Origin of the sequence: Flavobacterium muglaense (genome assembly GCF_014305155.1) — a bacterium.
GTDB classification, from domain to species: Bacteria; Bacteroidota; Bacteroidia; order Flavobacteriales; family Flavobacteriaceae; genus Flavobacterium; species Flavobacterium muglaense.
Window position 1 is genome coordinate 15,392 of record NZ_JACRUK010000021.1, and the last position, 15,050, is coordinate 30,441.

The 15,050-nt window shown below is 35.9% G+C and carries 18 protein-coding genes; 2 read left to right on the forward strand and 16 right to left on the reverse strand.

What is annotated here, in order from left to right; all coding sequences use genetic code 11:
* Positions 1 to 21 precede the first annotated feature (21 nt).
* The 10 genes from H8R24_RS09960 to H8R24_RS10005 form a co-directional block, all read right to left on the reverse strand.
* The gene (locus tag H8R24_RS09960; protein WP_187018551.1) at positions 22 to 792 is read right to left on the reverse strand and encodes a TerC family protein; all 771 of its coding nucleotides are present in this window, start codon (positions 790 to 792) and stop codon (positions 22 to 24) included.
* Between the two features lie 21 nt (positions 793 to 813).
* On the reverse strand, positions 814 to 1,188 hold the full coding sequence (locus H8R24_RS09965; RefSeq protein WP_187018554.1) for a DNA topoisomerase IV: 375 nt from the start codon (positions 1,186 to 1,188) through the stop codon (positions 814 to 816).
* Between the two features lie 110 nt (positions 1,189 to 1,298).
* Positions 1,299 to 1,877, reverse strand: coding sequence for a DUF1572 family protein (locus H8R24_RS09970; protein ID WP_187018557.1), 579 nt, complete (start codon positions 1,875 to 1,877; stop codon positions 1,299 to 1,301).
* Position 1,878: 1 nt separating this feature from the next.
* Entirely contained in the window at positions 1,879 to 2,451 is a 573-nt protein-coding gene (locus H8R24_RS09975; protein WP_187018560.1) for a pentapeptide repeat-containing protein, read from the reverse strand.
* Positions 2,451 to 2,672: a DUF6095 family protein gene (locus H8R24_RS09980; protein WP_187018562.1), complete on the reverse strand. Its 222-nt coding sequence runs from the start codon at positions 2,670 to 2,672 to the stop codon at positions 2,451 to 2,453. Before H8R24_RS09980 ends, H8R24_RS09975 begins: the two co-directional genes overlap by 1 nt.
* 62 nt (positions 2,673 to 2,734) lie before the next feature.
* Positions 2,735 to 3,553 carry an N-acetylmuramic acid 6-phosphate etherase gene (gene murQ, locus H8R24_RS09985; RefSeq protein WP_187018565.1) on the reverse strand — a complete coding sequence of 273 codons (819 nt, stop codon included), beginning with the start codon at positions 3,551 to 3,553 and terminating at the stop codon, positions 2,735 to 2,737.
* 264 nt (positions 3,554 to 3,817) lie between these two features.
* Entirely contained in the window at positions 3,818 to 4,531 is a 714-nt protein-coding gene (locus tag H8R24_RS09990) for a hypothetical protein (RefSeq protein WP_187018567.1), read from the reverse strand.
* 93 nt (positions 4,532 to 4,624) lie between these two features.
* Positions 4,625 to 5,467 (reverse strand): alpha/beta fold hydrolase, encoded by an 843-nt coding sequence (locus H8R24_RS09995; RefSeq protein WP_187018569.1) that lies wholly within the window; start codon positions 5,465 to 5,467, stop codon positions 4,625 to 4,627.
* A 344-nt stretch (positions 5,468 to 5,811) separates the two neighbouring features.
* A complete protein-coding gene (locus H8R24_RS10000) occupies positions 5,812 to 6,483 on the reverse strand; it encodes a ZIP family metal transporter (RefSeq protein WP_187018571.1) in 672 nt (223 codons plus the stop codon).
* A gap of 57 nt (positions 6,484 to 6,540) precedes the next feature.
* Positions 6,541 to 7,305, reverse strand: a complete 765-nt coding sequence (locus H8R24_RS10005) for a class I SAM-dependent methyltransferase (protein WP_187018573.1) — start codon at positions 7,303 to 7,305, stop codon at positions 6,541 to 6,543.
* A 162-nt stretch (positions 7,306 to 7,467) separates the two neighbouring features.
* Here H8R24_RS10005 and H8R24_RS10010 point away from each other — a divergent pair, with 162 nt between their 5' ends.
* Both H8R24_RS10010 and H8R24_RS10015 read left to right on the forward strand, forming a co-directional pair.
* Positions 7,468 to 8,637 (forward strand): THUMP domain-containing class I SAM-dependent RNA methyltransferase, encoded by a 1,170-nt coding sequence (locus H8R24_RS10010; RefSeq protein ID WP_187018576.1) that lies wholly within the window; start codon positions 7,468 to 7,470, stop codon positions 8,635 to 8,637.
* Positions 8,638 to 8,718: 81 nt separating this feature from the next.
* Complete coding sequence (locus H8R24_RS10015) at positions 8,719 to 8,955, forward strand: hypothetical protein (RefSeq protein WP_187018578.1); 237 nt, start codon at positions 8,719 to 8,721, stop codon at positions 8,953 to 8,955.
* A gap of 226 nt (positions 8,956 to 9,181) precedes the next feature.
* Here H8R24_RS10015 and H8R24_RS10020 read toward each other — a convergent pair whose 3' ends face one another.
* From H8R24_RS10020 to H8R24_RS10045, 6 genes are all read right to left on the reverse strand, one after another.
* Positions 9,182 to 10,024, reverse strand: coding sequence for a DUF6048 family protein (locus H8R24_RS10020; protein WP_187018581.1), 843 nt, complete (start codon positions 10,022 to 10,024; stop codon positions 9,182 to 9,184).
* The gene (locus tag H8R24_RS10025; protein WP_187018583.1) at positions 9,996 to 10,517 is read right to left on the reverse strand and encodes a DUF6452 family protein; all 522 of its coding nucleotides are present in this window, start codon (positions 10,515 to 10,517) and stop codon (positions 9,996 to 9,998) included. The genes H8R24_RS10020 and H8R24_RS10025 overlap by 29 nt, the downstream gene beginning before the upstream one ends.
* 85 nt (positions 10,518 to 10,602) lie before the next feature.
* Positions 10,603 to 12,015 carry a 23S rRNA (uracil(1939)-C(5))-methyltransferase RlmD gene (gene rlmD / locus H8R24_RS10030; protein ID WP_187018585.1) on the reverse strand — a complete coding sequence of 471 codons (1,413 nt, stop codon included), beginning with the start codon at positions 12,013 to 12,015 and terminating at the stop codon, positions 10,603 to 10,605.
* A gap of 277 nt (positions 12,016 to 12,292) precedes the next feature.
* Positions 12,293 to 12,808 (reverse strand): MepB family protein, encoded by a 516-nt coding sequence (locus H8R24_RS10035; RefSeq protein ID WP_222617388.1) that lies wholly within the window; start codon positions 12,806 to 12,808, stop codon positions 12,293 to 12,295.
* Between the two features lie 27 nt (positions 12,809 to 12,835).
* Positions 12,836 to 13,285 (reverse strand): hypothetical protein, encoded by a 450-nt coding sequence (locus tag H8R24_RS10040; RefSeq protein WP_187018587.1) that lies wholly within the window; start codon positions 13,283 to 13,285, stop codon positions 12,836 to 12,838.
* Positions 13,286 to 13,373: 88 nt separating this feature from the next.
* Positions 13,374 to 14,903 (reverse strand): carboxypeptidase-like regulatory domain-containing protein, encoded by a 1,530-nt coding sequence (locus H8R24_RS10045; protein WP_187018589.1) that lies wholly within the window; start codon positions 14,901 to 14,903, stop codon positions 13,374 to 13,376.
* Positions 14,904 to 15,050 lie beyond the last annotated feature (147 nt).

Below are 15,050 nucleotides of genomic sequence, written 5' to 3' on the forward strand. Positions count from 1 at the left end.
TTTTTTTTTTGCTTTATTTTTTTATTTCTTTTTGGTCATTTTCATATTCAACACTTCAACAAAAAGGGAGAATGAAATAGCAAAATACAGGTATCCTTTCGGTACCGGTGTCACATGACTGCCAAAGATGAGTGCATTCGATAAATGAGCACTTTCAGTCAATAGCATCATTCCAATTAAAATTAAGAACGAAAGTCCCAAAATTTGAATAGAAGGATGATTGTTGACAAAAGTTCCTACTGGAACAGCAAATTGCATCATAATTAAAACCGAAATCACAACTGCAGCAATCATAATGTACAAAGCACCATGAACGCCGTTAGTCATCCCTACAGCCGTTAAAATACTATCAAAAGAGAAAACCAAGTCAATCATAATAATTTGCAACAATACACTCTGAAATGATTTTGTAGCGGCTTTACCTAATTCTCTTTCTTCCTCGCCTCTTTCTTCTACTTTTTCCCTAATTTCATTGGTGCTTTTGTAAATTAAAAACAAACCACCTCCTAGTAAAATCAAGCTTTGCCCCGTAATCCCAGCCGAGAACCAACTAAGGTCAATGGTAAACCATGCCTCCTTCATTTGAATTAAATAATTAATTCCCATCAACAGCCCAATACGCATAAACATAGCTAGAAACATTCCTACTTTTGTTGCTTTTTTACGGCTTTCAGGGGGTAGTTTTCCGGTAGCAATCGAGATGAATATGATGTTGTCAATTCCTAATACAATTTCTAGAAAAGTTAGTGTTAATAGGGCAATCCAAGTGTCAAATTGTAAAAATACTTCCATTGTATAAAGTGATAAGTGTGTTTAATCTTCTAGTTTTGTAACCGTTCCTTTTTGTTTTTGAGCAGTCCCTACAATACCAAATTCAAAGGTATAAGTATTTCCTGATGTGGACAAGATTTTCATGTCAATTGCTTTCTCTTCCGCCATATTTTTTGGATTTAATTTGCGCAAAATATATTCGCAATCGCTTATCCATCGTATCGAGGCGGTATCAATTTTACCTTCAAAATTTTCGATTTCAATGCTGTCATTGCGCTCAAAAAGAGTGGTTTTTTTGACACCATCCACTTCGTATTCAAATTTAAATTTGCCCGTTTTAAAGTCTTTGCAGTTGTGCTCTACATTGTAGCAAGAAACAATTGATAAGAGCAATGGGAGTAAAAGTATTTTTTTCATGTTGTTTATTTGAAGCTTAATCCTGCTATTCGTTTCAATCTTTTTATCCTGAAAAAAATCAGGATAAAAAGGATTTCCACTGCTATCAGGGCTAGGAGACTCGCGTTTCCTTATTCGTTTCGTTTTTTTAATTCGGCATCAGTAAAATTCTCAACGCTTTTCTCTTCAGCAAATTTAGAAGCATTATAACTATTTGATTTATTTCTAGGGATCGATAAACTATCCCAATGACTATTCTTTAATTGTTTCGCATAAAACACCATTTGTCCCACGTGATACGGATAATGTGCCAGTTGTCTATTAATGGCTTCAACAACGCTGTGTCCTTCGTTTCTTATATAAATAACGTCCGAAAGTTGTTCGACCTGTAATTCATTCAAACTAGTAAACAAACAATCCCAACCTTTATTCCAAGCAGCTAACACAGCTTCTTTAGTTTGTAAATCATTCTGAAATTCTTGATCGCGATTTCTCCATTCTTTTTCACCATCGGTAGTTAAGAAATCCGTCCAGCGAGAAAGCATATTTCCTGAGAGGTGTTTTACAATTGTAGCAATGCTATTTGTCTCTTCATTTAGCGTGGCAAAAAGGTGCTCTGGTTCGAGTTGCTCCATTGCTCTTTCGCCTAAAGTTTTATAATACAAAAATTGTTTTTTTGCACTATCAAGAAACAGTTGGTTGGTTTCCATATTACTGAATTTTAATATCGTATTTATCCAAAAGTCCAACAATTCCTTGTGTAGAAAACTTCGCTTTTTTCATGGGATTAAATTCGGGATCAATTTTATAATTCGATGCTGTCGAAAAATCAACTCCAGCTAGCTGTGTATCATTAAAAATCGCACCCTCTAAATTGCAATTATCAAAAACCGAATTCGACAAATGGGTTCCTGTAAAAGCGACCTCTTTCATAGAGCAATTGCTAAATTTTGTTTTTGGCATTTTCTTATTGGCAAACGAAGAATAATCCAAAACGCAATCTTGAAAATTCACTTGAAATAGAAAGTCTTCGCATTCTTCAAATTGAATGCCAAGCAGTTTACAGTTTTTAAATTGAATAGATTTCATACTCGTTCCTGATAGTTTTATCATTGATAAATTGCAATCAATGAATTCACAATCCAGAAACGTATTATAAGAGAAATTGCTGTTAGAGAAATCACAGTTTTTAAAAGTACAATCCTCAAATTCTCGATTACTTACTTTTTTGTCTATAAAAACTACTTTTTCAAAAGTTTTTTGAATGTGTATTAACTCTTCCATTAGTCGTTGAATATGCCTTTCATAATTGTTTTTAATCCTTTATACATCAAAAACATCGCTCCTAAACAGGCTAAGATACCGATGGCCAAAACCAAATAATGCCAAACATTTTGCTGATTCATAAAGGCGTTGTAAATCACTGAGGGGCCAATAAAAAGTAGGGGCAATGCACCCGATAAGTATTTTATCCCTTTGGATAACAGTTGTTTATTTGTTGCCATTGATTTTTTGGTTTAAAGTTTAAAGTCTCAAGTTGTTTTGTGACCTGAACACTGAATACTGTTTACTGCTTACTATTAAAAGAGTCAACTGCTTTACGAACGCTGCCATTTTGTTCTAATAGTACAGCTGCTGCTTCATAACTGACCGGAATTTCTCCCATGATCATTTTTACGCCACGATCTACCAGTTTACTATTGCTCAATTGCATATCGACCATTTTGTTGCCTTTTACTTTTCCAAGTTGGATCATCGTAGCGGTCGAAATCATGTTGAGTACCAGTTTTTGTGCCGTTCCTGCTTTCATTCGGGAGCTTCCTGTAACAAATTCAGGACCTACAACTACATCAATAGGAAATTGGGCTGTTTGCGAAAGCGGACTTCCAGCATTGCAAGAAATGCTTCCTGTAATGATATTGTTTTCGTTACAGGTTTGTAAACCACCAATAACGTAGGGAGTGGTTCCTGATGCGGCAATTCCTATTACAACATCGTTCTCATTTATATTGTGCTCTTGTAAGTCAATCCAAGCTTGGGTAGCATTGTCTTCGGCGTTTTCTACTGCTTTACGAATGGCCAAGTCGCCACCAGCAATGATTCCTATAACGGTATCAAATGAAACACCAAATGTTGGCGGACATTCTGATGCATCCACAACACCCAATCGCCCAGAAGTTCCTGCGCCTATATAAAAAAGTCTACCGCCCAGCTTCATGTTAGTCACAATTTGAGTGACTAAAGTTTCGATTTGAGGCAATGCTTTTTCAACAGCATGAGGAACAGTTTTATCTTCTTGGTTGATATTACTTAGTAATTCGTGAACGGACATTTTTTCAAGATGTTCGTATTTTGAGGATTGCTCAGTGGTTTTAGTAAAAGTCATTTGTTTTTGAAGTTCAAAGTTGCAAAGTATCAAAGGTACTACCTTTTTGAAAAGTATAATAAATTTTGCTCTTTTGATTTGTATAAGTTTATTGGAACGCGGATCAAACGGATTGCTATCGCAAAACGCGGATGAACGCGGATTTTATGCTGATGTTTTTCTGTTAGTAGCTAATCCATTGTTTGTATTGAGCTCTTAACTAAGTCTTTGCTGTTGCCATTGACCAATGGTTTTTCTTTTCGTTACTACTTTACGGGAGGAATTTTAGTACTTGTTTGTTGTTAAAGCTGAACTCGTAAAGGGATAAATAGAATTCTTATCATCTTCATTGTATTCTTTCTTAATATTGTTGACGTTTTGTCCAGTGATTCTATTTTTTTCTAGTCCAGTAAAGTAAAAAGCGGATGTTCCATTTCTTTTATCAGTGCTAAATAACACCAATGTTCTTTTGTATTTGGTCGAATAGTATATTACATGATTTGAATTTTCTTCGACTAATTGAAAACTTCCTAATAATTTTTGTTCTTTTTCTACACAGCCATTTTCGTGCTCTGTAAATCGAATGTTCATTGGAAATAGTAACTTATCTTTAAGTTTAAAGCTAAATCTAATGTCGTTAGAATAACAGTCGGGTGCTCCGCAATCAGGTCCATGTAAATTAAAAGGGATATTCACGACTATACTGTCATTACTAATTGTTACTACCTTCTTTGCATACATTTCTTGAAGAAAACTTTCTTTTAAAATTTTATTTTCCTTTGCCTTCTGCATTTCATTTGTAAGCAAGTCTTGGTTTTTATTCCTATCGATAATTTCTTTCTCAATTGTTTGGTGATTTATCTTGCCGTTTGTTGCTGAGCTGGGCGAAACAACAGTGCTGTCACGAGTAATAGTATTCAGCGCTGTTTTAGTTTGTTTGGTCTCCTGTCCACAAGAACATAAAACTAATAGTGTTGAAATTATAAGTGTTTTTTTCATTCTCAAAATGCTGCTAAAGGTTTAAGAAAGTCATTCGAGTAGTGCTACTGCTTTTACTGTAGCAAGCTGCTAGAAATAATTTTCTCATACTAATTATTGTTTGGCGTAGTTAAATGGTTCGGTTAAAAAGCGATTTACTATTGCATTAAAAAGGACTGGGTTATTTTGAGGAACTCCATGATCAGTGCCTGGCATAATGCATAATTGTCCTTTGGGAAGGTTATTGAAGATCTCTACTGCATGTTCGTTTTTTATAATGTCTCTGTCGCCAACCATAATTAAAACGGAAGCTGTTATTTTTTTTAAATCAAGTGAATTGATATTGGGTTGGTCTAGTAATAGTCCAAATAGTTGGAGGTCTAGGCTCCAATTGCGACTGTTATCTCCTTTGGCTTTCATTTCTTTTGCAATGGCTCGTTCTTGTTTTACTTGGTCTGGAGCCCAACTATTAACGGCAGTTGCATCGGGACGTAAATTGGCACCCATTGCTACAATCTTTTTGATTTTAGTTTTGTTGTTTATACCCATTTCTAGACCTACGATACCGCCATCGCTCCATCCTAAGATACTAATAGAATCTAATTTAAGATGATTGACTAGCGCTTCCCAATCTTTGGTGATTTGAGGGTACGTTAATGAGTCGGTTTTTAGTTCTGATTTTCCTTGCCCTCTATTGTCAGCAATAATGACCCTATACTTTTTTTTAAAGAAATCGATTTGGTTTTCCATTGTTTTAATATTGCCACCGCAGCCATGAATTAATAGGAGTGGTTCTCCTTTGCCATATTCCTCATAATATATTTTTGCGCCATTTAAAAGGACGTATTTTCCAACTGCATTATTGTTTCCGTAATCGGTGTCAAACTTGGTTTGAGCATTTGTAATACATAATGAGGTTGTAAAAAAAAGAACTAAAATTTGAATGTGCTTTTTCATATTTTTTTTTTGGTTTTAGGTGGTTGCTGGATAGTGGGTAAGTATTTGTCAGTCAGAAAATTATTTTTTTTTATTTACTAGTATTAGGTCTGCTTTATTATCAAATATAGGTATTTTTTCTTTCCTTTTTTTAAAATTGTAGGTTTTTGAAAGAGTGGTACATTAGGGTTGATTTTAGCACCGGAATTGGTAGGGGATTGCAGCTGTTGCGTGAGGGATAGCAACGGAAATCCTTTTATTTTTTTTCTTTAAAAAAATAAAAGATTGCAGTGCATAGCCCGCCCTTTTATGAGCCGATCGCGATCGAGCTTATAAAAGGACACGCCCAATACTAAATAGTTGAATTATAAAAAATAAGCCAGTAGGATTCCTAGAATAATCATGGATACTTTGGCAATGTTGAATTTGTGACCTTCGCTACTCTCAAAGATGATGGTAGACGAGATGTGGAATAAAATTCCGATTACAACTGCGGTGATTTGGGTGGTGTATTGCTGGAGTACAGGAAAATATCCTGAGGCAAAAGTACCTAGTGGCGTCATGATAGCAAAGGTGATCATGAAGGCAAATATGGCTTTGTTGTTGAGATGCGAGTTGATGAAAAAAGTAGTCAGAATGATGGCTATGGGCAAATGGTGTATGGCAATACCAATGGCGAGATTGTCATCATGATGCCCTACAGGGAAGCCTTCTAGAAAGGCGTGTATGCATAAACTGATAAATAATAACCATGGAATATGGCTCATATTAGCGTGTCCGTGTACGTGTCCATGTTCGGCCCCTTTGGAGAAGAATTCCAGAATGATTTGGAATAAAATTCCCAGCATAATAAATATTCCGATGTTGCTGTTTTTACTTTCGTACACATCAGGAAGCAAGTGCATCACGGTTAAAGACAAAAGAAACGAGCCACTAAAAGCAAGTAATAGCTTGAGGTTGGTTTTGTTTTTTGGCTTTATGATTGATGCAATGATATAACCTAGCAATACAGAAAGTAGGGGTAAGAGGTAATTCATGTTTTTTATTGAATCTTTTATTTTTTTGACCGATTAATCAAATCGGTTAATGGCTAACTACTTGAATATCATAATTAAGCGTTCGCTGTCATTTTTATAGAATTTCTTGAGCTTGTAGTCACCAAAGATATCCAATAGATAAATGCCTGCTTCTTCCATCATGGTTTCAAAATCTTGAAGGGTAAGCGCTTTTACTTTTTCGGTATAATGAAATTTTTGACCCTTGTCTTCAAAATCAATTTCTTTGTAGATGTGTCCGTCTTTTAAATAACGTTTGAGGTGAAAATCGATTCCTTCCACGGTTTTTGTTTCTTCGGGTACTAGTGTGCTAAGTACCTGAGTGACATTCATAAAATCGATCACGGCAAAACCATATTCAGATAAGCTTTCTTTGATGGCTTTTAGGGTGGTTAGGTTGTCTTCATCATTTTCGAAATAGCCAAAACTGGTAAATAAATTAAAAATAGCATCGTATTTTTCTTCGAAAGGTTCACGCATGTCGTGTACTTTGAAGTGCAAGTTTGTATTTGCATTTTTATTTGCTTCAGCAATACTATTTTCAGATAGATCCGCCCCTAGGACATCAAAACCTAACTGACTTAGATAAATAGAGTGACGGCCTTTACCGCAAGCGAGGTCCAGCACTTTGGCTTTTTCGGGCAGGTTGAGGTAGTGTGTGATGTTGTCCATGAAAAGCTGGGCTTCTCTATAGTTTCGTTCCTTGTATAGGATGTGATAGTAAGGCGTATCGAACCAAGAGCTGAACCATGTAGGTGCCGGTTCGCCTTGATTTATAGTGGTTGATTTTTGTTCTTCAGACATTTATTCTTTTTCAATTTATTCTATCCGGCAAATTTAGTGTATTTTTGCTGAAAAATAACGAATCTAATGATATAGACCGTCTTTCTCGTTGAGAATGGGCAAATTTTCATTGGAGGTTAAAATACAAAACAGAAACAGGTCTGTTTTAATTACACAAAAAAAATGGAAGATAATTTTAAGATGGTTGCCAAAACCTTTTTTGGTTTTGAAGAAATATTAGCAAAGGAATTACAAATGCTGGGTGCGCAAGACGTAGAGCAGGGAGTAAGAATGGTGAGTTTTAAAGGGGATAAAGGATTTATGTATAAAGCAAATTTGTCGCTACGTACTGCATTGAAAATCTTAAAACCCATCTATTTTTTTAAGGCAAACAACGAACAAGCATTATACAAAGGAGTATCGGGCGTGAACTGGTCAAGATATATCAATGCCAATCAAACTTTTGTGATTGATGCAACGGTACACTCGGATAATTTTAACCATTCGGAATTTGTTTCTCAAAAATGTAAGGATGCTATTGTAGATCAATTTAGAGAACGTACAGGACAACGTCCTAGTGTAGATAAAGCACATCCCGATTTAAGAATCAACATTCATATTGACAGAGATCAAGTTTCGGTTGCACTAGATACTTCAGGGAACTCATTGCACCAACGTGGGTATAGAACGGCTACTAATATTGCGCCTATTAACGAAGTGCTTGCAGCGGGAGTTTTATTGCTTTCGGGTTGGGATGGACAAACGGATTTTCTAGATCCTATGTGCGGATCAGGAACTTTCCTTGCAGAGGCGGCTATGATTGCTTGTAATATTCCGGCAAACATTAACCGTAAAGAATTTGCATTCGAGAAATGGAAAGATTGGGACAATGATTTGTTTGATAATATTGTTGATAGTTTATTGAAAAGAGTGCGTGAATTTCATCATACGATTAAAGGGTATGATAAAGCGCCATCTGCGGTTCAAAAAGCCAAAGACAATATCAAGAATGCTAATCTAGAAGAATACATCACTATCGAGGAGAAAAACTTCTTTGATACTGAAAAAACAACCGAAGGAAAATTACACATGGTATTCAACCCGCCTTATGATGAGCGTTTGGATATTCATATGGAAGAGTTTTATAAAAACATTGGAGATACATTAAAGAAAAATTATCCAGGTACCAACTCATGGTTTATTACAGGAAATCTTGATGCCCTGAAATTTGTAGGTTTACGTCCTTCGAGAAAAATTAAACTTTTTAATGCAAGTATTGAAGCACGTTTAGTGAAATATGAAATGTACGAAGGAAGCAAGAGAACAAAATTTCAAGTTACCGAAGGGGAATAATAAGAAAGAAGAAAGAAAATAGAAGGATGCAAATTTATCATTGATAAATAGTATCCAACTTTAAACTTTAAACAAAGCAGCATGACAAAATTACAAGTACGAGCGTTTTTATATCAATTGGGTGGTTTTGCGATATTATTCATATCGGCACGCTATTTAGCCGAACGTTATACAGGTTTAACCGGAATGTGGGTTCCTTTTACTGCATTTGTGGTAGGAACTATCGTAGCACCAAAATTTCAAGCCATTAAGACCAAAGACGGTGAAAAGTTGTTTATGAAATGGGTTTTTATGAAAAACGTGAAAGAAATAGGATAATCATTTATTTGAACAAAAAAAAAGGAGCTAATTATGAGTATAATTAGCTCCTTTTTTATTTAGGAAACGTTTGAATAATGAGATGAAATAGCCGTTCAATTGAGGGGTATCTTGATGCTGTTAAGCATTATAGTTGTGTGAATCCAAGGTTTCTGCTTTATTAATTTCGATTCTGCTATGAACTTGTTTTAGTTGTCAAGTTATTCTAATAATTTTGGTAGCGTACTTATTTTTTTGGACCCGGTTTTTTAGCAGGCGTAACCGGAATCACTTTCTTTTTGTAAATAGGAATGAAATAAGATACCGAATAATTAAATCCTACACCAAAATCGCCATTGTACGTCCTGTTGAATCCTGGAATGTAAAGATTGTCAAAATTATCAGGTTTCTTATTCGATACTAATTTTTTGAACTGGAAACTAAAGCCTACAAACACATTATTGAATACTTTGGCTTTTAGTCCCGCTACCACTTCAATCCAGCTAGCCGAAAGGCCGCTGTATTTTTCACCTGATGTAATAGGAGCAACTTCACCAAAATAAGGATTAGCATTATAGATTTTATAGGTATTCAATTGTTGACTAAAACTGCTAAAACCGTAGCGCATTCCAATAGAAAGAATGTTTTCCATATCAAGCCAGTTTTCATAGGCATTGTAATCAAAACCTGCTTTTAAGTAGGAACCCTTGGCAGTAGAGTTTAGTCTAGTGTCATCTGTTGTTTTGTTTTCACTTCCTAGTTCGGCAGCGAGATAGTATTTTTTTGACAATCTATAATCAGCTACTAGTTCAATTCCTTTATAGTCTTTGTCATAAAGTCCACGGGTAAGCTTGTATAAATCAGCTCCTACGCGCAGGCCGTATCTATTAGTCTTTGGTGGACTAATCGTGTCTTTGGCAATTGGTTTAGGCACAGCTTTGGCCTCTTTAAAAGAGTTTGCAGGAAGAACACCTTCCTCAGTTTTATTGTTTTTTGGCGCAGGCTTTACAGGAGTTGTCTCTTGAGCAGTTGCAATCAACAAAGAAAAAAGGAGACTTATACTAAAAATATATTTCAAGGTGTGTTTCATTTTCGTTAGTAATACTACTCTCTTTTACTGCAATGTACTCAATCCATTTGGCATCAGCTACAGCTGCATCTGTGTGCACAAAGGCAGTTGTTGGGTCTAGAGTGAATTCGGTTTTAAAACCGCAGGCTCTGGATACAAAAATATTTTGTCTCGAATAATTAAATTTCAGTTCGTCTTGATTGACCACTGTAGCGTCCGAGTTGCCGTAATTTAATATAAAACTATAACTCGTTGCATCAGCATCCGTTTTTAGGGGAATGGAAACCGTACTGCCGTTAACCAGTGTACTGCTGCTATAAGTCACTCCCTCTGTCATGCCTTCGCCAATGATCGTTAAATCAGTCACACTTTTCAATTCAGATGGATTGTTGAAGTCGTAAAACGAAATCACCAATCGCGGAGTTGTAATGGTACTAGCGTCACAAATATCGTCTTTCTCACAGCTAGAGAACGAGCATGCCAGAACCAATAAAAACAAAAATGTCTTTTTCATATAATAATGTTCAGTGTTCAGTATTCTGTTTTTAGTATTCAGTAGTTTATGGTCTACCTACTAAAAACCGCAAACTGACCACTATTTATCTTCTTTCCAGAAGGACTACGTTTTCAACATGATGTGTCTGCGGAAACATATCTACAGGACGCACACGCGTTACTTTGTATTTCTCATCCATTAATGCTAAATCACGCGCTTGTGTAGCCGAGTTACAACTTACATACACCACTTTCGCAGGAGCAATTTTCATGATTTGTTCAATCACATCTTTGTGCATTCCGTCACGAGGTGGATCTGTAATAATTACATCAGGTTGTCCGTGTTGCGCAATGAAACTGTCATTGAACACCACTTTCATATCTCCTACAAAGAACTCACAATTGGTGATTTCATTGCGTACCGCATTTGCTTTTGCATCTTTTATAGCATCAGGAACACTTTCGACACCTATTACTTTCTTTGCTTTTTTAGAAACAAACTGAGCAATAGTACCGGTTCCAGTATATAAATCGTACACAATTTCATTACCTGTCAATCCAGCAAAATCACGTGTTATTTTGTATAATTCGTACGCTTGGTCCGAGTTGGTTTGGTAAAATGATTTCGCATTAATGCTAAATTTCAATCCTTCCATTTCCTCTAGGATGTAGTCACGCCCTTTGTACAATTTAATATCGGTGTCATACAAGGTATCATTCGCCTTACTGTTTACTACATATTGCAATGAAGTAATTTGAGGGAATTTCTCGTATAAATGGTCTAAAATTAATTCTCTATTCGCTTTGTCATTTTCAAAGAACTGAATCAATACCATGATTTCACCAGTCGATGCCGTACGCAACATCAAGGTTCTCAATAAACCAGAATGTTCTCTTGGGTTAAAGAAAGTTAGTCCATTTGCATTAGCAAAATCTCTAACCTCGTTTCTAATCGCGTTTGATGGATCTTCTTGCAAATGACATTTATTAATGTCTAGGATTTTATCCCACATTTTCGGAATATGGAAACCCAAAGCGTTTCTATTTCCTAAATCTTCTGTGCTCGCAATTTCAGCTTCGGTTAACCAACGGCTGTTCGAAAACGAAAACTCCATTTTGTTTCTGTAAAAAAACTTTTTCTCTGATCCTAAGATAGGTTCAAAGTCAGGAAGCTCGATTTTTCCAATGCGTTGCAAGTGGTTCAAAACCTCATTTTGCTTGTAATACAATTGTTGGGTATAGTTCATATTCTGCCATTTGCACCCCCCACAAACACCAAAGTGTTCGCAAACGGGCTCCACACGATGCTCAGAGAACTCATGAAAATGCACTGCTTTCCCTTCATAAAACGACTTGCGCTTTTTAAAAGTTTGTACATCAACCACATCACCCGGAACCACATTCGGTATGAATACTACTTTACCATCCGGCGCTTTAGCAACCGATACGCCTTTTGCACCTGCATCAAGGACTTTTATTTGATGAAAGACAACCTTGTCTGTATTTTTCTTAGCCATGGCACAAAAATAAGCGTTTGTAAACTTTTATAAATTCAATTTAAGAAATATTTTTAAAAAAGAACGTTTTTTATTTGAGCCTAATCCTGCTTTCCGCTACAAATCCTCATTACAGCAGCCCAAATCCGGCTATAAAAGGAGCTTCCTGCGGTCGCTCTTTTCTCGCACGGCTTTGTAGGCTGCTGTAATTCCGGGTTTTTCGCTGCAATCAGGGGCAGGGGAGTTGGGATTAAATGGCTTTTTTTAGTCAGTAAGAAATTTTTGTTAAATGCAGCGATCAAAACAATGTAATGATACGATCCATTACAGTTGTGCCTTCGGGCAGCAACTCATAGAAATAAGCAGCCTGCCAGTTTTGAGTAACAAGAGCTTGTTTGCTGGTAACGGTGTTCCAAGGAGGATAAACACGCATCCCTCGTTTACCACCTTTGTTATTGTGGGTGATAATCCCTTTGGCGCTTAGCACCTTCCTCGGGAATATAAACTGTCCTAGCAATTCGTTGTCCTGTACTGTAATAATAAAAAAGTCAATTGCGTCTTCACTGTCAAAGGGTGCGGTAATTCCAGCAGCATTCCGTTTCCATATCGTAACAAATTGACCTGTTTTAGTAGGTGTTATTTTCGCTTGACGGTAAATCACTTTTTTATTGTTCAGTAAAAACGAACAAGCTTCGTATTCCTTGCTTTCTGGATTAGCTTCAAATTGACTAATAACAGCACCACTTGGATCGTAATATAATTGTTTGATTTTGTGCAGTTGATGCGGATACATGGTGTTTTTTTCTACAGTCATTAGGTATAGTTCTTATTAGATTTCGCGTTAAAAATGATTTTTGCTCTTCATCCATTCGTAATTCACAATGGTGAGAAAGTAAAAAACAACATCAGCACAAATTTTCCCAGCGATAACGCCAGTTATGGCATTTCCAGTTAAGATAGGCAACCAAAACATACAAAACGGACGCACAAATAAAAGGTCTAAAATCGCAGGATAACCAAATTCCAGCAACAGGTTTTTAACAATTTGTAGTATATCATTCTTTGAAGTTGCTTTTCCCGCTGCTTTATTTCTCTTAGAAAGCTGTAAATATGCCGTGACTATTATTACACCATAAAAGGCAATATACTCTGTAAAAGTAATTAAATAAGCAGTGGTCAAACTACTGAAAACGCGACTGAATTGCGAACTCAATATAGCGGCTGTTGTAGCTGCTAATTCGGCGTATTTATAACGGTCAAACCATTCTTTAAATCGTGTTTTTGAAAGCATAGAAGTGTTTGACTTATTGGTAAAGAAAAGTAAAAGTAAAAAAAAACAATCTGTGTTGCTCTTTTTAATCTGTGGCAAAAAAAACTTTTTAATTCCCCGCCTTAAACTGCTTCATTTCCTGCAAAGGCTCAATGGCGTTATAATCCTTCCATATTTTTGGGTCGTACGCTTTAATGGTTAAGTATTTAAAATCTTCTTCCTTGATTTTATCAATCGCAGCAACTGTAGTAGCAGCGCGGGACATATTTAGGAATTCGGTTTTATTGCGAGTATTGGCTTCTATTTTAAAATCAAGTGCCAATACATCTTTTTCGCCGCTGGTTAACTCTATAAGCTTCAATGGGCGATTGAGGTAAAAGTAATTTCCAGTTTCGGTAGCGGCATACTGCATATAGTAGTTGTCGTCTTCGGCTCTTTTTTTGTAAATAATAGTTCCTTTACTAACATTCTCAGATACTTTAATTCCCAAAAGAAACTTCATATTAAAATTATGAACCTTTTCTCCTTCGTCTAGGACATAATCGGTTCGTAGTACCGCATAATCAGTTTCAGAAATGTAGAGTTTACCCACATACATGGCTTTGCTTCTTCGAGGTTTAAAAGTAAGGACATAAGCAAATTCATTTTCATTAGTGTAAGTCGTGCCTTCAAAAGTATAGTCATATAACTCTGGTTTTTGTATAAAATCAAACCTCTTGTTGTTTAACAAATTGTTTTGGTACATAAAGCTGTTCAGGTTACTTTTGGCAGCCGTTAACTGGCTGTTTACTTCTATGTTAACACCTGTTTTTTTCTTTCTATTGAAGTCTTTACGTAGCGAAATAGTATCTTTTGATCCTATAAGTCCGCTTTTTATGCGGTAAAATTTAGTAGTATCGAGGTGTTGTAGCATCAGGTCTCTTCCTTTTTTTTCTAAATCATCTAACGATGTAGACTCTCCTTCATTTTTTAAAACAGTGGCTTTTAAAACATCTAGTTTTGAGGTAAACACAAACTTCTCTGCTTTTTTTGTTTTAACCGAATAGTAATTACAAAGGATATCAGTAAATGACACTGGTGGATGCTTAATTAATTTAGTAGAAAAAGACTGCAGGTCATTGTTGATTTTTGATAATGCTTGCTTGTTAAAACCAGTTGATTTGTCAATTTCGACATCAATGATAGAAGGATTAAAATAACTAGAGGTCCTATAAAAGAACATTTCTTTAGATGCTTTCTCCCCCGTAGTATAGTTCTGTTTTAAATTGGCCTTTACATTGGCCATAATTTCATACGGATTGGGCTTTACATTAGAAACCGCTACATCCTGAAGTTCGTAAACCGCAGGAAGTAGTTTAATAATGAGATCCTGACTTTTTAATTGCGACACCACCAGTTGCTGACTTACAAACCCTAAGTACGAAACCACGATTACCGTTTCATCTTGACTGTTATTCTCCGAAAGCGAAAAATAGCCTTCACCGTTAGAAACCAAGTTGTCCGATTCATTGATTCTTATATTCGCATACGGAATTGCATCGCCTGTGGCGGCATCAACAATTTTGGCACGAATGTTTTGAGCAATCCCAAATTGAACCATCAAAAGAGTAAAAAGTGTAGTGAATACCGTTGTTTTCATTGCTAGGTAGCGTGTTTTGTTTTAACTAATAGACGGCAATATAGGAAAATTGTTACAGCATTGATTTTGAACTTAGGATATTTTTAACATCTAACTCTCTTATGATTATTAGGTTAACGATACTGTAACGTAATTAAAATACTTACT